Origin of the sequence: Vibrio jasicida CAIM 1864 = LMG 25398, from assembly GCF_000400365.1 — a bacterium.
Classification (GTDB): domain Bacteria; phylum Pseudomonadota; class Gammaproteobacteria; order Enterobacterales; family Vibrionaceae; genus Vibrio; species Vibrio jasicida.
The window spans coordinates 1-21,566 of record NZ_BAOG01000132.1 but is presented as its reverse complement, the minus strand read 5'-3'; the positions used below and the strand labels follow the sequence as shown (position 1 = coordinate 21,566).

General features: G+C 44.9%; 18 protein-coding genes. 9 read left to right on the top strand and 9 right to left on the bottom strand.

Annotation, left to right across the window (positions count from 1 at the left end; all coding sequences use genetic code 11):
* Positions 1-62: 62 nt before the first annotated feature.
* On the bottom strand, positions 63-2,099 hold the full coding sequence (locus VJL_RS24295) for a methyl-accepting chemotaxis protein (RefSeq protein ID WP_038881893.1): 2,037 nt from the start codon (positions 2,097-2,099) through the stop codon (positions 63-65).
* A gap of 363 nt (positions 2,100-2,462) precedes the next feature.
* Between VJL_RS24295 and VJL_RS24290 the strand changes: the two genes are divergently transcribed.
* Complete coding sequence (locus VJL_RS24290) at positions 2,463-3,431, top strand: nucleoside hydrolase (RefSeq protein ID WP_038881892.1); 969 nt, start codon at positions 2,463-2,465, stop codon at positions 3,429-3,431.
* A 10-nt stretch (positions 3,432-3,441) separates the two neighbouring features.
* Here the strand turns inward: VJL_RS24290 and VJL_RS24285 are convergent, their stop codons facing one another.
* From VJL_RS24285 to gap, 3 genes are all read right to left on the bottom strand, one after another.
* Positions 3,442-3,789, bottom strand: coding sequence for a hypothetical protein (locus VJL_RS24285; RefSeq protein ID WP_038871262.1), 348 nt, complete (start codon positions 3,787-3,789; stop codon positions 3,442-3,444).
* Between the two features lie 113 nt (positions 3,790-3,902).
* Entirely contained in the window at positions 3,903-4,787 is an 885-nt protein-coding gene (locus VJL_RS24280) for a D-hexose-6-phosphate mutarotase (RefSeq protein ID WP_038871260.1), read from the bottom strand.
* A 180-nt stretch (positions 4,788-4,967) separates the two neighbouring features.
* Positions 4,968-5,963, bottom strand: coding sequence for a type I glyceraldehyde-3-phosphate dehydrogenase (gap, locus tag VJL_RS24275; RefSeq protein WP_038871258.1), 996 nt, complete (start codon positions 5,961-5,963; stop codon positions 4,968-4,970).
* 334 nt (positions 5,964-6,297) lie between these two features.
* On the opposite strand from gap, the gene msrB reads away from it, so the two are divergent.
* Positions 6,298-6,711: a peptide-methionine (R)-S-oxide reductase MsrB gene (gene msrB / locus VJL_RS24270; protein ID WP_080774313.1), complete on the top strand. Its 414-nt coding sequence runs from the start codon at positions 6,298-6,300 to the stop codon at positions 6,709-6,711.
* Positions 6,712-6,828: 117 nt separating this feature from the next.
* Here msrB and VJL_RS24265 read toward each other — a convergent pair whose 3' ends face one another.
* Entirely contained in the window at positions 6,829-7,650 is an 822-nt protein-coding gene (locus tag VJL_RS24265) for a DUF2989 domain-containing protein (protein ID WP_038881891.1), read from the bottom strand.
* Between the two features lie 101 nt (positions 7,651-7,751).
* Between VJL_RS24265 and VJL_RS24260 the strand changes: the two genes are divergently transcribed.
* The gene (locus VJL_RS24260) at positions 7,752-8,036 is read left to right on the top strand and encodes a YeaC family protein (RefSeq protein WP_038871251.1); all 285 of its coding nucleotides are present in this window, start codon (positions 7,752-7,754) and stop codon (positions 8,034-8,036) included.
* Between the two features lie 107 nt (positions 8,037-8,143).
* On the opposite strand, the gene ansA is transcribed toward VJL_RS24260, so the two are convergent.
* Complete coding sequence (gene ansA / locus VJL_RS24255; RefSeq protein WP_038881890.1) at positions 8,144-9,157, bottom strand: asparaginase; 1,014 nt, start codon at positions 9,155-9,157, stop codon at positions 8,144-8,146.
* Between the two features lie 113 nt (positions 9,158-9,270).
* The gene (gene sppA, locus VJL_RS24250) at positions 9,271-11,121 is read right to left on the bottom strand and encodes a signal peptide peptidase SppA (protein ID WP_038871246.1); all 1,851 of its coding nucleotides are present in this window, start codon (positions 11,119-11,121) and stop codon (positions 9,271-9,273) included.
* Positions 11,122-11,346: 225 nt separating this feature from the next.
* On the opposite strand from sppA, the gene VJL_RS24245 reads away from it, so the two are divergent.
* From VJL_RS24245 to VJL_RS24235, 3 genes are all read left to right on the top strand, one after another.
* Positions 11,347-13,359, top strand: coding sequence for an NADPH-dependent 2,4-dienoyl-CoA reductase (locus VJL_RS24245; protein WP_038881889.1), 2,013 nt, complete (start codon positions 11,347-11,349; stop codon positions 13,357-13,359).
* A gap of 181 nt (positions 13,360-13,540) precedes the next feature.
* Positions 13,541-14,089, top strand: coding sequence for an NAD(P)H nitroreductase (locus VJL_RS24240; RefSeq protein ID WP_038881888.1), 549 nt, complete (start codon positions 13,541-13,543; stop codon positions 14,087-14,089).
* A gap of 93 nt (positions 14,090-14,182) precedes the next feature.
* Complete coding sequence (locus VJL_RS24235) at positions 14,183-16,150, top strand: DNA topoisomerase III (RefSeq protein WP_038881887.1); 1,968 nt, start codon at positions 14,183-14,185, stop codon at positions 16,148-16,150.
* Between the two features lie 61 nt (positions 16,151-16,211).
* Here VJL_RS24235 and VJL_RS24230 read toward each other — a convergent pair whose 3' ends face one another.
* Both VJL_RS24230 and VJL_RS24225 read right to left on the bottom strand, forming a co-directional pair.
* Entirely contained in the window at positions 16,212-16,418 is a 207-nt protein-coding gene (locus VJL_RS24230) for a hypothetical protein (RefSeq protein ID WP_038881886.1), read from the bottom strand.
* 142 nt (positions 16,419-16,560) lie between these two features.
* Positions 16,561-17,250: an SDR family oxidoreductase gene (locus VJL_RS24225; RefSeq protein WP_038881885.1), complete on the bottom strand. Its 690-nt coding sequence runs from the start codon at positions 17,248-17,250 to the stop codon at positions 16,561-16,563.
* 282 nt (positions 17,251-17,532) lie between these two features.
* On the opposite strand from VJL_RS24225, the gene VJL_RS24220 reads away from it, so the two are divergent.
* The 3 genes from VJL_RS24220 (at position 17,533) to VJL_RS24210 (ending at position 21,156) form a co-directional block, all read left to right on the top strand.
* Complete coding sequence (locus VJL_RS24220; RefSeq protein ID WP_038881884.1) at positions 17,533-18,453, top strand: histone deacetylase family protein; 921 nt, start codon at positions 17,533-17,535, stop codon at positions 18,451-18,453.
* Positions 18,454-18,985: 532 nt separating this feature from the next.
* On the top strand, positions 18,986-20,161 hold the full coding sequence (locus VJL_RS24215; protein WP_038881882.1) for a YjgN family protein: 1,176 nt from the start codon (positions 18,986-18,988) through the stop codon (positions 20,159-20,161).
* On the top strand, positions 20,161-21,156 hold the full coding sequence (locus VJL_RS24210) for a M48 family metallopeptidase (RefSeq protein ID WP_038881880.1): 996 nt from the start codon (positions 20,161-20,163) through the stop codon (positions 21,154-21,156). Before VJL_RS24215 ends, VJL_RS24210 begins: the two co-directional genes overlap by 1 nt.
* Positions 21,157-21,566 lie beyond the last annotated feature (410 nt).

Genomic DNA, 21,566 nt, shown 5'->3' with positions numbered 1-21,566 from the left:
ATGCTGCAAGCGAAACAAAAAAGAGCCGAATTATCGGCTCTTTCATCGGTTTTATTGGAGGGTTAGTGGAAGAAATCCACTTGCTGTTTTAAGTTTTGTGCTTGGTGCTGTAGCTCGGTTGCGCTTTGCGATGTTTTAGCGCTGGTATCACGGCTTTCGCGGTTCAATTCGCTAATAGAGTGCGCGTTTGCGGCAATCTCTTGAGAAACTTGAGCTTGTTCTTCTGAGGTTGCAGCAATAGCATCGGCTTGAGAAGCAATGGACTGAACTTGTCCTGCAATAGCTTCCAGCGCGGTGCCTGCTTCTTGTGCTTTATCCAATACCTTATTCGCGTTTTGCTGGCTTTCCGTCATCATGCTTACGGCATTGCTGGTGGAGCCTTTAAGCTTCTCGATGATCTCTACGACATCTTTCACGGAGGTCTGAGTACGATGAGCAAGCGTTCGCACTTCGTCTGCCACTACAGCAAAGCCACGGCCTTGTTCACCGGCACGTGCAGCCTCAATTGCTGCGTTAAGCGCAAGTAGGTTGGTTTGCTCTGCGATCTCATCAATCATTTTCGTCACGGTTTGGATGCTTTCGCTGTCACGGTTCACTTGCTCGATAGCTGCCGCAGATTGGTCGATTTGGTCGTTTAGCTGAGCCACATCAATACAAACGCCTTCAACGACTTCGAGACCTGATTGGCTATCAGTGTTTGCAGAGCGCACATTTTCGGCAATTTGCTCAACTTGCTGAGCGACAGATTGAGCAGACGAAGCCATCTCTTCAATTGCAGTCACCACTTGCTCTACCTGCTCTTGTTGAAGATCCGATTGCATGAGGTTGCGGTTTGCATCATCCACAACGCTGGTCGAGTTACTTTCAACTTGGTCGCTAGTTGAGCGAATTTGACCAACCAACTCGTTCAGTTGTCCCGCCATATTGGCAACGCCGTTGTTCAAGTTAACGATTTCGTTTTTCGATGCTTTACCTGAAGCCGGAATATCAATACTCACTTCACCTTTTGCTAAACGGTTCATATAGCCATTCAAAACGGTGAGTGGATTTAGCGTTCGGTTAAGAACAAGCGTAAGCACCACAAAAGTTGCCGCTGCCACAATTAGAGAAATCGTCGCAATCAGTTGAAGTAAAGCTTGGCTGCCTTTGGTGACTTCATTGATGAAAGTGCCACCTAAGAGTTTCCAATTCCAACCTGGTACTTGAGTGTAAACGAGGTACTTTTCTCCCACGGTGCCTTGGTATTCAAATGGGTAGCGTATTAAGCCACTTTCCTGTTCAAAAAGTTGGTAGAAAGGCTTGTTACCGTTGTAGTCAGACACTTCTTGAATCGGTGGATCGCTCTCTTCGTGTTTTGGGTGAAGAAGGTAGTGACCTTGGTTGTCTTTTTCGTTATCCAGAATAATGGTGTAACCAGTGTCACCCCATTTTACGCTTTGTAGCGAGCTGAATAGATCTTGGGTCGCGCGCTCAACAGGTAAACCAATGAATGAGATACCGTTGACCTTACCATTCGCGTCTTTTAAAGGTGCGTAGTAGGTGATGTAGCGCTCACCATAAAGTTTGATTTGCGCATAGTAAGGTTGGCCGTTTTTAAGCTTTTGGTAACCCGGGTGGTTAAGCCCCAATGTAGTGCCAAGTGCTCTTTTACCTTGAGGATCTTTTAGTGAAGTAGCGACGCGAATGAAGTCGTTGCCCATTGGAGCAAACAGGGTCGCAACAGCGCCAGTGTCACGAGTGAAGCTATCAACTAACTTAGTGTCACCAATCAAGCTTTCGCTGTATTGGGTGATGTTTGGTACTTGGTAACCTTGAAAGTCGACGTTGTAACTCTCGACATAGACGCCCGCTAAATAACCATTACGGAAGGTTGATTCCAAAACTTCTGCCGTGTGCAGATAAGCATTGAACTGGCCTGCAATGGTTTTTGCCATCGATTCCACTTTAGATTGATGTTCTTTCAGCGTGTTTTCTAAAAGTACGTTTGAAGCGTTTTGATAAACAAGCGCAGCAATGCTTGAAAATGCAATAAGCAGACACAGTGTGATGACCAGCTTGAGCTGAAAACCGACACTTTGATTCCGATATTTGTCTAGCATGTAGTGTCTTTCCTGATTATTGATAGATGTTATAAATGTTGTATCGGCATGCTAGCGATTTATATGACGAGTTTTTTTGATATTTATTAAGTTAATTGTCAAAAATAAGAACAACCAATAGCTTAGATAACAAATGACCGCTGACTGGGTGATTTTATTGCAGAAATGGAATGACCAAATAAGGTTGAGTAAGTTGAGCCACCAATGAATTTGATACTAGTGGGCGAAAGTTTCATTTGTTTGGTTGAAGCAATAGTAAGGAGCAGCGACTAAAAGAAAGCTCATACCTTCGGCTTTGGTCACGTTTATCCTTGTTTTTTATAGGTATTGTTGGGGCTTTACAAGCGTTTAATAGAAGCTGATATGACAAAGAAAATCATCCTAGACACTGATCCTGGCATCGATGATGCGATGGCCATTCTTTTTGCTGAAGCCCATCCTGATATCGACCTTATGGCCATTACAACCGTTTATGGCAATGCAACGATAGACAACGCGACGCAAAACGCCCTTTACCTAAAACAGAAGTTTGGTATGAAAGCCTTGGTTGCGAAAGGTGCGGATAAGCCCTTAATAAAAGCGCCAGTTGGAGCAACGGTTGTCGTGCACGGTGAAGCTGGTTTTGGTGATGTGAAAGCGCCGAGCGCACTGGATGTAAGTGCCATTGATACGTCTGCCTATCAGTTCATCATCGACAGCGTTAGAGCAGAACCGGGAGAAATCACCTTGGTGGCCGTGGGCCCTTTAACTAACCTTGCGCTCGCTTTGGAAGCAGACCCAGAAATCGTTAACTTGGTTAAGGAAGTGGTTGTAATGGGCGGCGCTTTTGGTGAAAACGATCATCGAGGCAATGTTACGCCATTTGCGGAAGCAAACATTCATGACGACCCTCATGCCGCCGATAAGGTATTCACGGCTTCATGGCCAGTCGTTATCATCGGTTTGGATGTTACGGAAGAGAGCTTCTTTACGGGGCAATACCTAGACCAACTGCGAGAGGATGCGGGAGAAGTAGGGCAGTTCATTTGGGATGTGAGCCGCTACTATTTGAAGTTTTACTCCGAGAAGGTTGGAATGGATGGTTGCCATGTCCATGATCCTTCTGCGATTGCGTATGTTATTGATCCTGAGCTGTTTACTTTGCGCAGTGGTGCCGTCCGAGTGGTGACTGATGGGCCTGCCGAAGGGATGACGATTCAGAAAACGGATCAACGCAAATACATGCACGATGAGTGGAGTGCTTTCTCCGCGCAAAACGTTGGGGTCGGTGTGAAAAGCGATACACTGCTTTCACTGTATCGAGAATCGATTATTCGTTATTCAAAGCGATAACGGAGTGGGGTTATCTGTAATAGTCGATGACTTGCACAGATATTCTCTCGTTGTCTGATTTTACGGGAAGAGTAAAAACATTCGACGCCGGATATTGATTTTGATTGTCGTAGGTCAGCCCCTCAATCTTCTTGAACGGTTTATTTTCGGCATAGAACATCTCAATGCTTATTGCCGTTTTCTGGTTCGCGGAAACTTGGAAGCGGCAGATTCCGGTGGGGCAATAGACTTGATATCGTGTTGGAGACAATTGCTTGTATTCGGCGACGTTCTTTTCGGCTTGTAACGAGACCTCAGTGTTGGCACAGCCAAACAATAAGCCCGTAAGAAGCGATATTGAATAAATGCGGTATTTCATCGTTACACCATTATCTCGACTCGTTTTGGTTGGACTTAGTATGGCATGAGTGATTCTTGTGTTGTGCTTTGGAAATGTAAAAAAAGGCCGGGAGAACCGGCCTTTAAACTGTATTACTGCGCTGAAATCACAGTGATAAGTTCATGTGTCTCACCTGGCTGTAACGTCTTGCCTTGCTCGATACTTGGCGCATGCACTGTCGATTCCACACATATCATGGTTTCGTAGCCATTGTCTGCCATGTCACCCATGCCTTGTGCGCCTTGTGCCCAAGGATTCCACAATACTGCTGAGTTATGGCCTTGGTTTTCAACGCTCAACGTGCGATCTAACACAGGGTCTTTCACCAAGATTTGCGCTTCTGGCTGAGTGTAAACACGGTCGATGGTATCAGTTAGTTGAAGGACATCACCACCTTGGCAGATTTCACCTTCTTTTAAGCTGTCGATGTACTCAGGTCCCATACCTGTTGTTTGTGCTTGTTTGATATCACCAACGTTTAGATATGTGTGTAGTGCACCTGAGAATGTCCACTCTGCATCATCAATGTTGGTGACTTTCAATGTCACTTTTAGCTCGTCGCTGATTTCAACAACAAGACGAGCATCAAACATATGTGGCCAGATGTCGTGAGTTTCTTCGGTTGGGAAGAGAGCAAGTTCGACGATCACGCCGTTGTCGTTCTCACGATGTTCAACCAATTCCCATTCTGCTGTGCGCGCAAAACCATGAGCTGGCGCTGCGATGCGGCCAAACCAAGGCCAACAAACAGGAATACCACCACGAAGTGCCGCTTTGCCATCAAAGATTGCTTTTTCGCTCATCCAGATTAGGTCTTCTTGGCCTGCTGGTGTAAACGAAACGACATGACCACCGTGTAGTGCGATACCTGCCGTTGCTTTCTCATGAATAACGCGAACGACTTTAACCTGATCAACTTCGACAATAGTGACGTTATCAGATAGCACGGTTAGAGCTGGGAGAGTTTTTAAATCCATGTGTTGCTTCCTATCGCTGGGAGGGAGAGTGTTTTAGACGCACTTCGCACATTGAGTGCAACGTCGAGTCTTCATTCTCTCAAATTCCAGATACAAAAAAGGCGACTCTAGAGCCGCCTTTTATTCAAATCTTATGTTTCAAACACAAGCTTCGCTAATTGCTTTTCAGCTAAGTAATAATTACTTAGAGATGTGAGCGATTAGGTCTAGAACTTTGTTTGAGTAACCGATTTCGTTGTCGTACCAAGATACAACTTTAACGAAGTTATCAGTTAGAGCGATACCAGCTTTAGCATCGAATACTGAAGTTTGAACTTCACCGATGAAGTCTTGAGAAACAACTTGGTCTTCAGTGTAGCCTAGAACGCCTTTTAGTTCGCCTTCAGAAGCTTCTTTCATTGCTGCACAGATAGCTTCGTAAGATGCGCCTTTCTCTAGGTTAACTGTTAGGTCAACTACAGAAACGTTAGCTGTTGGTACGCGGAAAGCCATACCAGTTAGTTTGCCGTTTAGTTCTGGAAGAACAACGCCTACAGCTTTAGCAGCACCAGTTGAAGATGGGATGATGTTCTGAGAAGCACCACGACCACCGCGCCAGTCTTTAGCAGAAGGACCGTCTACAGTTTTTTGAGTAGCTGTAGTAGCGTGAACTGTAGTCATAAGACCAGATACGATACCGAACTTGTCGTTAAGAACTTTAGCGATAGGCGCTAGACAGTTAGTAGTACAAGAAGCGTTAGAAACGATGTCTTGACCTGCGTAAGTTGAATCGTTTACGCCCATAACGAACATTGGAGTTGCGTCTTTAGAAGGACCAGTTAGAACAACTTTCTTCGCACCAGCAGTGATGTGCTTACGTGCAGTCTCGTCAGTTAGGAAAAGACCAGTTGCTTCAGCTACTACGTCAACGTCGATAGCATCCCATTTTAGATCTTCAGGGTTGCGCTCTGCAGTTACACGTACAGTTTTACCGTTAACGATTAGGTTACCGCCTTCAACTTCAACAGTACCGTTGAAACGGCCGTGAGTTGAGTCGTACTTAAGCATGTATGCCATGTAATCTACGTCGATAAGGTCGTTAATACCTACAACTTCGATGTCGTTGCGCTCTTGCGCTGCACGGAATACGAAACGACCGATACGGCCAAAACCGTTAATACCTACTTTGATAGTCATTATAGTTGCTCCACAACTTAATTTCTGATTAAAGATAACTGGTAGTAAAATTACAGAATCCAGTAAACATCTGCAACAGATAATCGGACTTAACTTGTTTAAAGTCAAAAAAAAGCGACGCTTTTTTTAACAATTCTTCGCAAATGCTCGTTTTTTAAACTTTTAACTGGTTATTCTACATCCCAGTTGGCGTAATATAACTTCCGAGATAAGTACTCGTATCAAATTAATTACACATGGTGTTCTGGTGAGAAAGTATGTGCTACAACTGTTACGAGAAGCAAGTTTTTTGCTAAAAAAGTCATTGCCAAAAATAAGAAATAAGGAACAGGAATTGGTGGAACAAAGCGGAAGAAAAGTAACGAAGTCCGATGAACAGTGGCGTGAGCAGCTCTCTGAGGAAGAGTTTCGCGTCTGTCGCGAGCAAGGAACAGAAGCTCCGTTCTCCGGTAAACTGCTTCACAACAAAGAGACAGGCGTCTATGCCTGTACGTGTTGTGATGCTCCTCTATTTGTCTCTGATAATAAGTACGACTCAGGGTGTGGCTGGCCAAGTTTTGATGCGCCAATTAATGACACCGCGGTCCGTTATTTAGAAGATCTGAGTCACGGAATGGTTCGTACAGAGATTCGATGTGGCGCTTGTGACAGTCATTTAGGTCATGTTTTTGAAGATGGGCCGCAAACAACAGGCGAACGCTATTGTGTAAACTCGGTGTCGTTAATTTTCAACAAATCTGACCAATAAGCCGGATAATGGTTGAAAGAATGTTTCATCCTTTCAATTAATAAAATAGTAATTGCCCACTCAAGATAAGCCGAGAGACAAATAAAAAACTCCCAATATGAATGGGAGTTTTTTATTTTATAAATTACTTGGGATTATCCTTGGCGAATAATTCCCTTTCTCTATCGACTTCGAAATAGATTTAGCCAAATCGTCTAGTTGTTCATATTTCTCTGTCTTTGAAAAATTGAACATACGCTTTAATTGTTGCTCATTGGCGAGCGGAACATCAAAGCGTTTGGCTACCATCGCCCATAAATAGGCCTGCTCTTTGTTACCTAACCCTTGATTGATGCTCGCGAGCGACTTGAGGATGGCTGGATTGAGGTTGTTCTCGTCAGACATTGAAAGCGAATTATGAAGTAATGTTAACGTTTTTTGCTGGTCTCTATTGGTATAGAAGGTCGCTAAGGCATATTGCATCTCAGCATTGTTAAGTTGAGGGGAGCCTTCCATTTGCAAGAATTGACGCCTCGCTTGATCGTCTCCCGTTTGAGACCATAAAAAGTATAGGGTCGCAGGATCGTCAGAACCTTTTAGTGTCGTGACGATACGTTCTAATTCGTCAATGCTATGCACTAATGCATCGAAACGTTTTCTTTTTAACGCGCTTTGATCGATAGGGGTAATTTGAGAGGCAAGCTCAAGGCATTTCCTGTACTCAGCAACCAAAGCGTATTCGGTGATCTGGTTCGCTTCTGTTGGGCTTTTGAGTAACTCAAATCGATGCCAGACTAAATTCGTTCTAGGAATCCGGCACTGTCCATCGTCCATGTTGAGTTGCTCGCAACGCAGTTTGGGATTGTTTTGGCACAATTCTTCCGTGGTGACGTTGCCTTCAAAGCAGCCTGTTAAAGTCAAAGAGGCAAGGCTTGCTAGTAGCCAGTATGTTCGTTTCATGGTTTTGCTTGTGATCCGTTACACCAATTCATTTTTGGATTCTTGACTCTGTTTACTAACCCGTTATGTTCTGTGAATAGAATGTAATAAGAAGGTACATTATGGACGCAGAACAATTATTAAATGCGATAACGCCAGAAGTCTATGATCGATTGGTTTACGCAGTAGAAACAGGAAGATGGCCTGAGGGTACAACACTTTCTAAAGAGCAGCGAGACTCATGTATGCAAGCTGTGATGTTGTATCAATCAAAACACAACACTGATGCGCAGCACATGACCGTGGCTGCTGGTGGAGAAATCAGTTTTAAATCGAAGCAAGAATTGAAGAAACAGTTCAACGAAGAAGAGCAAGATATTGTTCGAGTAAACCCGAATCACAGCTGATAGTCCTTATTCTTACTCTCCTTGCAGTAGGCAGAACAGTAAATATTGAAAAGCCCAATTTTGAATTGGGCTTTGTTGTTTAAGATACGAACAGTAGGTTTACCGAACTACAGGCTCATTTCACCACGCAGTACTTCTTGCATCTTCGTTTTGATCTCTTCATAAGACAGGTTCTGGCTTAGAAGGTAGTGCAGTTTTGCTAGCGCTGCTTCTGGCGTCATATCAAAACCACTGATTACGCCAGAATCTGCTAGTGCACAACCAGTTGCGTAGCCGCCCATGTTGACTTTACCCGCCAAACATTGCGTTAAGTTCACGACAATGACGCCACGCTCAGATGCTTCTTTTAGATGACCTAGTAACTCAGGATTTTGCGGGGCATTGCCCACACCAAATGTCAGCAAGATCATCGCATTGACTGGTTGACGAAGTGTATTGCGGATTACTTCGTGTGAAATGCCAGGGTACATGGTGATCACGCCGATAGGTTGTGGCGTGATGTTGTGTACTTTGAAGTCACCCTCTGGCTTTGTGCCTACTGAAACATTGTTGCTGATCTGGATATTGATACCTGCCTCCAACAGAGGTGGCAAGTTTGGCGATGTAAACGCGTTAAAGCCATCAGCATGAGACTTGGTGCTGCGGTTGCCGCGCATCAACTGATTGTTGAAGAACAATGTTACTTCGTTGATAGGGTAGTTTGCCGCAATATGCAGAGCATTCAGTAGGTTTGCTTGGCCGTCTGAGCGTAGTTCTGCCAGAGGAATTTGTGAGCCGGTCACGATGACAGGTTTACCTAGATTCTCCAACATGAAAGACAATGCAGAAGCGGTGTATGCCATGGTGTCGGTACCATGCAAAATAACAAATCCATCGTATTTATCGTAGTTGTCACGGATGTCGTCTGCGATTTGCTGCCAGTCTGCCGGTGTCATATCAGATGAGTCGATCAGAGGCTCGTACTCATGGATGGTGTATTCCGGCATTTCTGGGCGGTGGAACTCGGGCATGCTGGCGAGTTGTTTTTCCATAAAGCCAGCGACAGGGACGTAGCCGTGATCGGATTTTTGCATACCGATGGTGCCACCGGTGTAAGCGATGTAGATGTGTTTTCTAGTCATCGTTCTACTTTACTTTCATGTAGGGGAACAGTGGCGGGGATTATAGCGAAATGAAACCTAATAAAAAGGGGCATCTCGCACAGAGACGCCCCTTTTTGGCTAAGCTAGGATAGCTATTGCACTTGGCAATTTAAGCAGAACGCGTATTGACCTTTTGGATCATTAAAACTTTGTAGCATGCTAGCGTCTTGTTCAAATTGCTGAGCCACTGGTTGAAGGCTCTTAGGTAAGAAGCTCGTTGCGTCAATACCGAGAGATACTTTGACTTGGTTCATGAACTCTTGAACAAATTGCTCTGTCGGTGAAAGTGGTTCTTCAACCCAGTAGATTTCGTAGTTCTCTACCTCAGCCAGTTTCGCTGCCAGTTTAACGGCATCATCGAAATCACCCATTTGATCGACTAGACCGAATGACAACGCGTCTTGACCCGTCCACACGCGGCCTTGCGCTACTTTGTCCACTTCTTCAAGTGACATATCTCGGTTTGAGCCAACCAAAGAAATAAAACGTTTGTAACCGTGCTCAATACCCAATTGGAACGCCTCAGAAGCGCCAGCAGAAAGACCCGTCGTGATGCCATCACCAGAGAATGGAGAGGTCCCCACACCATCAGTGCTAATACCAAGTTTGTTAAAGCCCTTCTCAAAGGTCGTAATTACGCTGAAGATACCGATTGAGCCTGTCAGTGTCGTCGGCTGAGCAACGATTTTGTCTGCGCTCATTGAAATCCAGTAACCACCTGAAGCCGCAAGGCTAGACATCGAAACCACAACGGGTTTACCTACTTCTTTTAAGGCTTCTACTTCATTACGAATCACTTCAGAGGCAAAAGCACTGCCGCCAGGGCTATCAACACGAAGTACAACAGCTTTCACTTTATCGTCGTTGCGAGCTTGACGAAGTAGGCTTGCGACTGTGTCACCACCGACCGTACCACGTGGTTGTTGACCATCCATAATGGCACCGCTTGCAACAACAACAGCAATGTCGTTTTCAGCAAGGTTTAGTTTAGGACGCATGGTAGCAAGGTAGTCGTAATATCCAATTGCGTTGTAGCTGTCTTTACCGTCACTGCCAAACTCTTTAGCGAACAGCTTACGTACGTCTTGGCGAGTAGCCAGTTCATCAACCAATCCCATTTTTACTGCAAGCTGAGCGATGTCGCCATCAACCGATTTCATCTCTGCTAGCAACTCTTCCATGGTTGGATTTAATGCTTTTGCATCAATGTTACGGTTCGTTGCTACGTCATCAACAAACGCGCTCCATAGTTGTGTGATCCAACGAGTCGCTGATTCTTTTGCTGCGTCTGACATGTCATCGCGGATGAATGGTTCAATCGCGGATTTGTAAGTACCTACTCGGAATACGTGCGTTGAAACATCGAGTTTCTCTAACAAGGTTTTGTAGTACATGGAGTAAGAGCTATAACCCTTAATCAATACGCCACCATCGGGTGCTAGAAAAACTTTATCAGCGTAACTTGCAAGGTAGTATTGGCTTTGATTATAGAAATCACCCACCGCGTATACTGGTTTGCCTGATGCTTTAAACTCGTTCAGTGCTTTTGCAATATAACGAAGCTTAGTTAGGTTAGTTTCTGGCATATCACGCAGAGCAAGGACAAGGCCCGAGACTTTAGGGTCGTCTTTTGCGTATCGGATGGTATCGACAATGTCGAATAACACGTTTTCTTTCGGAATTTCGTTACCTAAAACCGAACCAGCAATGGAGTCCATTGGGTTAACGTAACGACGCTGCTCAACGATCGGTCCCGATAAGTTCATAACCAACGCCGATTCTTTATCAATGACAGGTTGACCTTCTCCAGTGTAGGTAAAGGCAAAGTAGAAGACAGCAATCATCACTAAAAAGATCAGGTTCACTAGCGCAAGTCTGACAAAGGTGATGGCTTTCCATATCCCCTTGAATATCAGACCAATAAATTTGAAGAGTTTTTTCATCTTGTCTCCATAACGAGATAGTCTTTCCCTAATCTTACAAAGTATGGGTTCTTATCTCTAAGATCTCAAAAGATAACAATTTTTTTAGCTTATCACGCTCATTCACAATTGGCATAGTTTAACGTGAGATTGACGCGTGTTGCAAAATTGTAAACGCTTGTTTGATTTTTTGGTTTTTGCGGCGTACTGTGGTCAGACCACAACAATAAAAATGGATGTTTAGTGATGTCTGCCATGTACCCAAATTTGTTAAAGCCATTGGACTTAGGTTTTACACAGCTACGAAACCGCGTCCTGATGGGATCAATGCATACTGGTTTAGAAGAGCACAAAGAAGGTCTTCAAAAGCTGGCTGCGTTTTATGAAGAGCGTGCCAAAGGCGGTGTTGGCTTAATCGTAACTGGTGGTTTTTCTCCAAATTTACGTGGCCGATTGCATCCGTTAAGCGCTGAATTTAGTAAGCCTAAGCACGCCAAAGCACATAAGGTTGTGACGGAAGCGGTTCACAAGCACGGCAGTAAAATTGCCCTACAAATTCTCCATGCAGGGCGTTATGCGATGCATCCATTCGCGCAAAGTGCATCGGGTATGAAAGCGCCTATCGCCAAATTTGCACCAAGCGAAATGAGCGAGCGACAAATCAAAAAGACCATCGAAGCTTTTGCTAATAGTGCTGAGCTGGCTCAGCTAGCGGGCTATGATGGTGTCGAGCTAATGGGCTCTGAAGGTTATTTGATTAACCAATTCTTATGTAAGCGTACCAACATGCGCTACGACGACTGGGGCGGCAGCTACAAAAAACGTATGCGTTTCCCTATCGAAATCGTTAAAGCAGTGCGTAAAGCCGTGGGCGAAAAGTTTATTATTATCTTCCGTCTCTCGATGTTGGACTTGGTCGAGCAAGGCAGCACGTTTGAAGATGTTATTGAATTGGCAAAAGCACTTGAAGAAGCCGGTGTGACAATAATTAATACGGGTATCGGCTGGCACGAAGCACGTATTCCTACCATTGCCACTCAAGTACCCCGCGGAGCATTTACGTGGGTGACTGAAAAGGTGAAGCCGCACGTTTCTGTTCCAATCATCACCTGTAACCGAATAAATACCCCAGATGAGGCCGAACGAATTCTTTCTTCTGGACATGCTGACATGGTTTCTATGGCGCGTCCTTTCCTAGCTGATCCTTACTTTGTTGCTAAAGCCGAACAAGAAAAGTCACAGCTCATCAATACGTGTATTGGTTGTAACCAAGCGTGCTTAGACAATGTATTTAAAGGCAAGCGAGCAAGTTGTTTGGTTAACCCATTAGCTTGCTACGAAACTGAAATTGTGGTCGAGGACGCGTTTAAGAAGAAAAATATTGCAGTCGTCGGCGCGGGACCTGCTGGCCTCGCTTGTGCGACAACGCTGGCAGAACGTGGCCACAAAGTAGATTTGTTTGAGAAGAACGATCGCATTGGTGGTCAGTTCCGTTTAGCCATGCAGATTCCAGGTAAAGAAGAGTTTCGTGAGACCATCCGTTACTTTGCGAACCGCATTGAAGAAACTGGCGTTAACTTACATCTAGAAACTGAGGCGAATTACGATCTGCTGACTGAATATGATGAAGTGGTCATGGCATCTGGCGTTGAGCCGCGTAAAGTGAAAATTGATGGGATAGAAAACCCAGAAAAAGTGATCGACTATCAAACGCTGATTCGTGATAAAACGCCAGTAGGTGAGAAAGTTGCCATTGTTGGCGCAGGCGGGATTGGTGTTGATGTGGCAACGATGCTTACTGAGCCCGTGGGACAAACACTTGATGATTGGCTGCATGAATGGGGAATCGACAAAGAAATGTCTCAACCGGGGGGATTGTACCCTTATCCTGACGCCGTTGCTGATAAAGAAGTGTGGGTACTTCAACGTCGTAAGGGTCGCGTTGGAAAAGGACCGGGTAAAACCACAGGTTGGATTCATAAACGTACGCTTGAAAAGCGCGGTGTTCACTTAGTCGGTGGCGTGTCATACGACAAGATTGATGATGGTGGCCTACATATTCAAGTCAGCGGCAAGGCGCAATTGTTAGAAGCTGACAAAGTGGTTATTTGTGCGGGGCAAGAGTCGGTTCGTCCGTTTGAAGACAAATGGCATGAGCTGGGCGAGAAATTACATATCATTGGTGGTGCAGACCATGCTGGGGAATTGGACGCGGTTCGCGCCATCCGCCAGGGTGTGAAACTGGCTGTCAAACTGTAAGTATCATTCTTTCTTAACTATTTTGCTGCGCCAAGTGCGCAGCTTTTTTTTGCCTACTTAACGCCTAGAAATCTAAAATTGGCTATCTAAACCCCCAGAAAACAGGTTGTTATTCGAAAGTTTGGATTATGCTAAAGTGAGCTGCGTAAAAATAATAATTCAATCAAATAAGGACTTGTTCATGGAAGCTCTCGATCTCTTGCTCAACCGTCGTTCTATCGCCAAATTGTCAGCGCCAGCACCAGAAGGGAAAGCTCTGGAAAATATTATTCGTGCGGGTTTACGTGCGCCTGATCATGCAGGTTTAACTCCTTGGCGTTTTGTGATTGCTCAAGGCGATGGCCTTAAAAAGCTTTCTGATATTTTAGTACGAGCAGCGGAAGCGGAAAATAGCGACGAGGCGGTCATTGAAAAAGTGAAGAATGCACCTTTCCGCGCGCCTATGGTGATTACCGTTATTGCAAATGTGACAGAGCATGAAAAAGTGCCAGCAATGGAACAATACCTCTCAGCGGGCTGTGCTGTTCAAGCAATGCAAATGGCGGCGGTAGCACAAGGTTTTCAAGGGTTTTGGCGTTCAGGTAAATGGATGTTCCACCCAGAAGTGCATCAAGCTTTTGGCCTAAAAGGCGAAGATCAAATTGTCGGTTTCCTTTACTTAGGTACCCCAGGTTGTACCCCGATGAAAGTGCCGGAGCGTGACTTATCTCAGTTTGTTGAGTTTCAATAACACACTACTCACTGTTCATCTGTACAGTTTTTCTTGATTTGTTAGGGCTACATTAGATAATGTGGCCCTAATTATTATGATTTCCAAAACCTTATGTCTCGTCTGTTTATTGCTGAAAAACCAAGTCTAGGCCGTGCGATAGCGGCTGCCCTGCCAAACCCTCAAAAGAAAGACCAAGGCTTTATTCGCTGTGGTAATGGTGACGTAGTCACTTGGTGTATCGGTCACTTGTTAGAGCAAGTCGAACCTGATGCCTACGACGAACGTTATAAAAAGTGGAATATGGCTGACTTGCCAATTATTCCCCAGCAATGGCAACTAAGACCGAGAAAAACGGCCAGCAAACAGCTCACGGTAATACGTAAACTCCTTAAATGTGCGACAGAAGTTATCCATGCAGGCGACCCGGATCGAGAGGGTCAATTGTTGGTGGATGAGGTGTTGGATTACTGTAAGCTCTCCAAAACCAAGAAAGAAGCGACACAACGACTTCTCATTTCAGACTTGAACTTACCCGCGGTTAAGCGTGCATTGAGTTCTATGCGCAGCAATCGCGATTTCATTCCTCTTTCTGTTTCAGCTTTGGCACGTTCTCGTGCTGATTGGCTTTACGGAATGAACATGTCTCGCGCTTATACTTTGCTGGGCCAAAAAGCAGGCTACCAAGGCGTATTATCGGTCGGGCGAGTTCAAACGCCTGTACTTGGTTTGGTGGTACGTCGCGACGAAGAAATCGAAAACTTTGTGCCTAAAGACTATTTCACTCTGCATGCATTGATCCCTTATCAAGATCAAAATGGTTCGTTTGATATTCGCGCTCGTTGGAAGCCAAGTGAGGCATGTAAGCCTTGGCAAGATGAGGAAGGTCGAGTTCTTAACCGAAAGCTCGTTGAGAACGTAGCGAATCGCATTGCCAACCAGCCTGCGAAAGTCACGGAATCCGAGCAAAAGCAAACTAAGCAGTCTGCGCCACTTCCTTATTCATTATCAGCCTTGCAGATTGATGCTGCCAAACGCTATGGCATGAGTGCCCAGCAGGTTTTGGATACTTGTCAGGCGTTGTATGAGAAGCACAAACTGATCACGTACCCACGTTCCGATTGTCGTTACTTACCGATGGAGCATTATTCGCAAGCGGGTTCTGTCACTTCCGCTATTGCTAACAATGCCAAAGAGCTACAAAGCGCGGTGCAAGGTGCGGATTTATCGATTAAGTCTAAAGCTTGGAACGACAAAAAAGTGGATGCTCACCATGCAATCATTCCAACGCCAAAACAAGCGAATGTGAATGCATTATCAGGTAATGAGATGAAGGTGTATCAGCTCATTGCCCGTCAATATTTAATGCAATTCTATCCAGCTGCAGTTTATGCGGAAGCGAAGCTCGTCTTTGATATTGCTGGTGGTACGTTTATCGCTAAAGGTCGCCAGCTTGTTTCTCCGGGCTGGAAAGCGTTAATGGGGAAAACAGACAAAGAAGATGAGGGTATTGATGCTGTGCCACCTTTAACAGAAGGCACCGTACTGACATGCCGTGAAGGGGAAATTAGAGATCGCAAGACAGAGCCGCCAAAGCATTTTACCGAAGCGACGTTATTACAAGCAATGACGGGTATTGCTCGTTATGTTGCCGATAAAGAATTGAAAAAGATTTTGCGAGATACCGATGGTCTTGGTACGGAAGCGACTCGAGCAGGCATCTTAGATACCTTATTCAAACGTCAATTGCTGACTCGTCAGGGTAAATCGATTTTGAGCTCACCAGCAGGGCGTGGCTTGATCCACGCTTTGCCAATGGACTCGACGTACCCAGATATGACCGCGCATTGGGAACACCAATTACAAGGTATGGCAGAAAGAAACCAAGCATATCAACCTTTTATGCAAGCGTTAGAACAACGCATAGACGGGCTGATGGGCGAAGTGAAATCAGGTCCGATTCCGGAATCTCTGCGTCATCTTCCTAAAGTAGAGCGACCAGCATTCAAGCGTAAGAAGCGCAGTTACAACAAATCTGGTGCATCAAAAACGACGACCACCAAACGTAAATCCTCCAAGTAATTCATGCCTTCCGGCGACTAAGCGGCACCAGCTAGTGCCGCTTTTGATATCAATATGATGACTAGTCGAACAAGTTATCGTTCTTGTCGATTGCGCCTCTGACGTCATCTTGCGTTAATACGCGTTTACCTAAATCCTGCTTTACTTGTTTACCCAAGTCGATCAATGCATCTCGATTTGCTTGAGTTTGACGCTTGCCTGCACTTCTTAAGCAGTAATTGAGCTCATGCTCTTCACTAAAATTCACCAGATCTTTATCTGCGGCCATTGTTACTCTCCTTAGTGGGGTTAATACCTCACTAAGTCTGGATAGGAAACGGTGAAATTCAAGTTAAGTAATGAGATTGGAGAATGGGCGACGAAACTGGGAACCTTTCGTCGCCTAACGTTAACTTATTGATACTTGACTATTACCAAGGAAGTTCGGTGCCATCATAGTTAATAAACTGCCCTGAATTTTCTTGCGTGCTTTGCTCAATCACTTTTGCTAAACCATCAGCAGACGTTTGTGGGTCGATAAGCGCATTAGGCCCACCCATTTCAGTACGTACCCAGCCCGGATGGAGTGCCAAGACAGTGAAGCCCTCATCGGTTAGGTCATTACTCAAACTTTTAACAACAGAGTTGAGTGCCGCTTTGGAAGAGCGATAGATGTAACCACCACCAGAGGTGTTTTCCGTTATGCTGCCGACTTTAGAGGAGATACACGCAATTTTCTTCGCTTTGCCTTGTTGTAGCAGCGGATAAAAGCTTTCCACTAACTTCAATGGAGCGATGGTATTTATCTCGAAGACTTGTCGCCACTCTTCGATGTCGGTGTTACCAAATCCATAGCCTTTAGGCCCGTAGTAACCTGCATTGTTGATCAGCAGATCGATTGCCGGGAGTTCGCTTGCGAGTTGGGCGACTCGTTGGTAATCCGTCACGTCCAATTCATATAGCACCAAGGTATTATAACGCGACGCTAATGCGTGTAGTTCTTTACTGTCTGTTAGGTTACGGCTTGTCGCGTGAACTTGAGCGCCTTGTTGCAAATAGAGCTCGGTTAAACTCAAACCGATACCGCGATTCGCACCAGTAATAAAGACTGTCTGACTCATGAGTACACCTATCTGTCTGATTCAATAAGGTTAAGTGGAAACAGAACCATTGTGTTAGCTAAGGGCGATAAAATCAACTAACCACCATGCACCTAACATCATCGACATGAACAGAGAAATCGCGCAGAAAGAACCAAAGAAAGCGCCGAGTATCGTATATAAGGTTTTATTCATAACAGGTAGAAATTTAATTGATATTGAAAATCATTATCAATTAAATTTCTTTTTAATCAACTCAAGGAGTTGGTACTATTTCACAACGTTTTATGAAAAGAATGTCTCATGCTGCCACTGATTTATCACCCTATTTACTCGCAACTCGATCTACCAGATGGTCACCGTTATCCGATCATGAAATATCGCTACCTTTATCAAGCTGTGATGGAAAAACTCGCGAGTGAGGGTTGGGGAGGGCGAATTGAATTCTTCCAACCAAGCCCTCTAAGTACGGATGATATTAAACAGGTGCATGATGGGGAGTATGTCGACTTGTTGGTGACGGGAGCTATGCCTGCGGCTAAAATGCGTCGAATTGGGTTTCCTTGGAGCGAGGTCCTGATAACACGGACACTGACATCCACCGCCGGAACAGTGCTGACCGCAGAAAAGGCATTAGAGCATGGTGTCGCGATTCACCTAAGCGGTGGCTATCATCATGCGCACAAAAACTTTGGCAGTGGTTTTTGTCTATTCAACGATCTGGCGATTGCTGCTAAGCACATGCTTGATCATGAACACGTCGATAAAGTGATGATCATCGATAGTGATGTCCACCATGGCGATGGCACGGCAACGATTTGTGAAAGTGAACCCGACATTGTCACCTTGTCTTTCCACTGCGATAAAAATTTCCCAGCGAGAAAGCCAGACTCTGACCTTGATGTTCCATTAAGTCGTGGAACCAGTGATGAAGCTTTTTTGATGACGTTTAAAGAAGTGGTCGAAATGGCAATTAATCTGCATCGCCCTGATATGGTGATTTACGATGCTGGGGTGGATATTCATGTCGACGACGAATTGGGGTATTTCAACGTGTCGATGGAAGGCATATTCGAACGTGACCGCTTTTTAATGCAGTTAATGAAAGATAGAGGGATTCCTGTTGCGGCTGTCGTCGGTGGTGGTTATCGAAGTGAACACGCGGATTTGGTGCCTATTCATATGCAGTTGTTGAATGCCGCTGAATTCGTTTTTAAAGACTGAATCTAGAATGTTGAAATTGAGGTAGCGGACTCAGTTCTCGAATGAACATTTAAGGCTGGGAATCCTTTCCCAATTTTATTTTCCTAGCCTTTGACGTTGTCTAAAACAACAAATGGATGGATTTAGCTAATGCAGAAAGAAGATGCTCCTGCCTTATGCCGAGGCGAATATTAGGGGGCTTCGCGGCATTTAGATAGTTATAAACACCTTACAATTCGTCTGATAAAAAATGTAATCAGCAACTAACCTGTTGATTGGCAAGCCCGCATCTCTGAATGTAGGCTTTTTTAGTGATAATGAACCATTGTCGATTAAATTCACTGAGAGAGTAGTTTCTATCACTTTAAGTGGCTTTATTTGAGCGGAATTGACCATTTAATTATTTTTTCGGTGAATTTGAATTCATAATTAATATGTATTTTATAAATAATTGATGTTTAGTTTGCTTATGGCAGTCAAGTTTATCAATTTATGAATGAGATAGGATAACGCCTTTAAATTCATAAAATTAAATAAACTATTCGGACTGTATATGAACCATCAACGCATTTCCAATACCATCTCTTTTAAAGGGCGAGGGGGAGAGTTTTTTGGCATCTGGATTGTCAATGTTCTACTTTCTATCGTTACGCTTGGAATTTACTCTGCTTGGGCCAAAGTAAGAACAAAGCGCTACTTCTACGGTAACACGTACATCGACGGTGATAACTTTGAGTATCATGCTGAGCCAATGCAAATTTTAAAGGGGCGTTTAGTCGCGCTGGCGATTGTATTGGTATGGGGTATCGCAAACTCGTTCATTCCCCAACTGGCGCTTGTGCTCTTACTTCTGTTTTATGTCGCTCTGCCATGGTTGTTATGGAGCAACGCACGATTTGATTCTGCAATGACGAGTTACCGCAATGTTCACTTCTCTTTTAATTCGTCACTGAAAGATGCATACATGACCATACTTGGCCGAGGCTTTGGTGCAGCGCTGGCGGTCATGGTTTTCATTGGTATCTGTGTAGCGGTTGCAAGCGTTTCGCAAGCTGCGTCGGTTATTTTAGGGCTTTGCTCAGTTGTCGTTATGGCTGCACTTTATGGTTGGGTTGTGGTTGGCGTTCAACGTTACTTTGTTAACGGCTACCGCTATGGTGATTGGCAGTTTAGTGGCGAACTTGAAACCAGTTTCTTTGTAAAAACCTACCTGAAAGCCGTAGCAATCGGCCTTAGCACAGCTGTCGCGATTGCGATTGTAGCGGTCATTGTGATGGTTGGGAGCTCAGGGCTAATGGAAGCAGCAACGGGCGACTTGGCTTCACTGAATAAATCTAGCCCTGTCATTACAATGGTTGTCATGTACCTTGGTATGATTGGCTTAACCATCGGCTTGACGGCATACACAGCAACAAGAACTCGTAACTACTTGTTCTCTCAAATGAAGCTAGAAAAAGAAGGGCAAGAAGAAAACAACTTTACCTTTAAGTCTACCTATACAGTTGATGGCTACATGTGGCTGATTATCTCAAACTTCCTATTACAAGTTGTGACCTTGAGTATTGCGAGACCATGGGTAATGGTTCGTACTTCTCGCTATGTTGCTGACAAGACGGTCGTCGTTGGAGACATGAGCCAACTGAAAGCAGCAGACCAAGATTCAAAAGTGAAATCAGCGATTTCTGATGAAGTTGCACAAGCCTTCGATCTCGGTGTTGGAATCGGTTAATGCAGTTTGAAGGAACCGCGTTTCCACCCAAAAGCTCTGAGCGACATCAAGCCAAATTGGATGTCGCTCAGGCCAACTCGTTGAGTTTGGTTGTTGCTGACAATATTTTCAGCTGTGACCAGCAGCACGCGGACATTACTGCTCCAGTCGGCAATTTACCCGTCAGATTTAAGCTGCCCAATGGTTGGGTTTTCGTTACCGAACGGACTGAAGAAGTGTCTCGGTGGCTACAGGCAAATAAAAGATCGAGCTTCATTGATAAAATAGAATCAAACTGGCTTGCTTGGGTCGTGTCTGCGATGGCATGTATTGCCGTTGTGCTCGGGGGATATTATTACGCGTTACCTTGGGTGAGCGACAAAGTCGCATACGCTATTCCTGACAGTGTCTCAGTTGTACTTGGCGAAAAGGTACTCGAAAGCTTGGATTCCCGTTGGGAACCGAGCGAGCTGAGTAAAGCCGAACAAGAAGCCATTCGAAGCAGGGTAGAGCAGCACTTAACACAGTTAGAGGCGTTGCCTTACCAAGTAGAGATTGTTTTCCGATCTTCTGAGCTAGGAGCGAATGCGTTTGCCTTACCTGGTGGAAAGATTGTGCTGCTCGATGAATTAGTCGCGCTGTCTAAAAACCAGCAACAACTGGACAGTATTATTCTTCACGAGCTTGGTCATATTCATCATCGCCACATGCTAAAGAGGTTGGTGTATTCGAGTGTCCTTTCTGTTGGTGTCGCTCTTTTAACCGGCGAAAGTTCTGGCATCGTGGACAATCTTGCCGGCGCAAGTGTGTTTGTCTTGTCCAGTGGTTACTCCAGAGAAGCCGAAATACAAGCCGATGCATTCGCAAGAGAGGCGATGCTCAAGGTTTATGGCGACACAAAGCCGATGGCTGAAATGTTTGAGTTGTTCCGTAACCAAGGTTATGAAGAGTTGCCTGAGTGGTTGAGTACTCATCCAGATCTCGATAAAAGGATTGAGGCAGCGAAAGGAAACTAACTCTTTCATACCAATACTTAACGATGAAAGCTCACTAAATATTAGTGGGCTTTTTTCTTGCATATTGAAAAGTGCTTCGAGGATTAGACAGGCTTTTTCTGGATGTGGCTGAGTGCGGGGACGCTTAGTTCGGGGTTGCGTTCAACTAGGGATTTACAAATCCCGTAATTTCCCAAGCGCTAAAACGACGAAAGCCCGTTGATTTCTCAACGAGCTTTCTAAATGTGGCGTGAGTGCTGGGCTTGCATTCAAGGAGGGATTTGTCTAAATCCCTCTTTACGCCTTCAGATACGAAAAAGCCCACTAATTGCTTAGCGGGCTTTTTCTAAATGTGGCGGAGAGATAGGGATTTGAACCCTAGATACGCTATTAACGTATGCCGGTTTTCAAGACCGGTGCTTTCAACCACT

Coding starts and splice junctions, on each gene's coding strand:
- VJL_RS24230 (WP_038881886.1), bottom strand. CDS start 16,418: ATGGCCGCAGATAAAGATCTGGTGAATTTTAGTGAAGAGCATGAGCTC.
- VJL_RS24280 (WP_038871260.1), bottom strand. CDS start 4,787: ATGGATTTAAAAACTCTCCCAGCTCTAACCGTGCTATCTGATAACGTC.
- VJL_RS24260 (WP_038871251.1), top strand. CDS start 7,752: ATGGACGCAGAACAATTATTAAATGCGATAACGCCAGAAGTCTATGAT.
- VJL_RS24295 (WP_038881893.1), bottom strand. CDS start 2,099: ATGCTAGACAAATATCGGAATCAAAGTGTCGGTTTTCAGCTCAAGCTG.
- VJL_RS24215 (WP_038881882.1), top strand. CDS start 18,986: ATGAACCATCAACGCATTTCCAATACCATCTCTTTTAAAGGGCGAGGG.
- VJL_RS24265 (WP_038881891.1), bottom strand. CDS start 7,650: ATGAAACGAACATACTGGCTACTAGCAAGCCTTGCCTCTTTGACTTTA.
- VJL_RS24290 (WP_038881892.1), top strand. CDS start 2,463: ATGACAAAGAAAATCATCCTAGACACTGATCCTGGCATCGATGATGCG.
- VJL_RS24240 (WP_038881888.1), top strand. CDS start 13,541: ATGGAAGCTCTCGATCTCTTGCTCAACCGTCGTTCTATCGCCAAATTG.
- VJL_RS24225 (WP_038881885.1), bottom strand. CDS start 17,250: ATGAGTCAGACAGTCTTTATTACTGGTGCGAATCGCGGTATCGGTTTG.
- VJL_RS24210 (WP_038881880.1), top strand. CDS start 20,161: ATGCAGTTTGAAGGAACCGCGTTTCCACCCAAAAGCTCTGAGCGACAT.
- VJL_RS24220 (WP_038881884.1), top strand. CDS start 17,533: ATGCTGCCACTGATTTATCACCCTATTTACTCGCAACTCGATCTACCA.
- VJL_RS24245 (WP_038881889.1), top strand. CDS start 11,347: ATGTCTGCCATGTACCCAAATTTGTTAAAGCCATTGGACTTAGGTTTT.
- VJL_RS24285 (WP_038871262.1), bottom strand. CDS start 3,789: ATGAAATACCGCATTTATTCAATATCGCTTCTTACGGGCTTATTGTTT.
- gap (WP_038871258.1), bottom strand. CDS start 5,963: ATGACTATCAAAGTAGGTATTAACGGTTTTGGCCGTATCGGTCGTTTC.
- VJL_RS24235 (WP_038881887.1), top strand. CDS start 14,183: ATGTCTCGTCTGTTTATTGCTGAAAAACCAAGTCTAGGCCGTGCGATA.
- sppA (WP_038871246.1), bottom strand. CDS start 11,121: ATGAAAAAACTCTTCAAATTTATTGGTCTGATATTCAAGGGGATATGG.
- ansA (WP_038881890.1), bottom strand. CDS start 9,157: ATGACTAGAAAACACATCTACATCGCTTACACCGGTGGCACCATCGGT.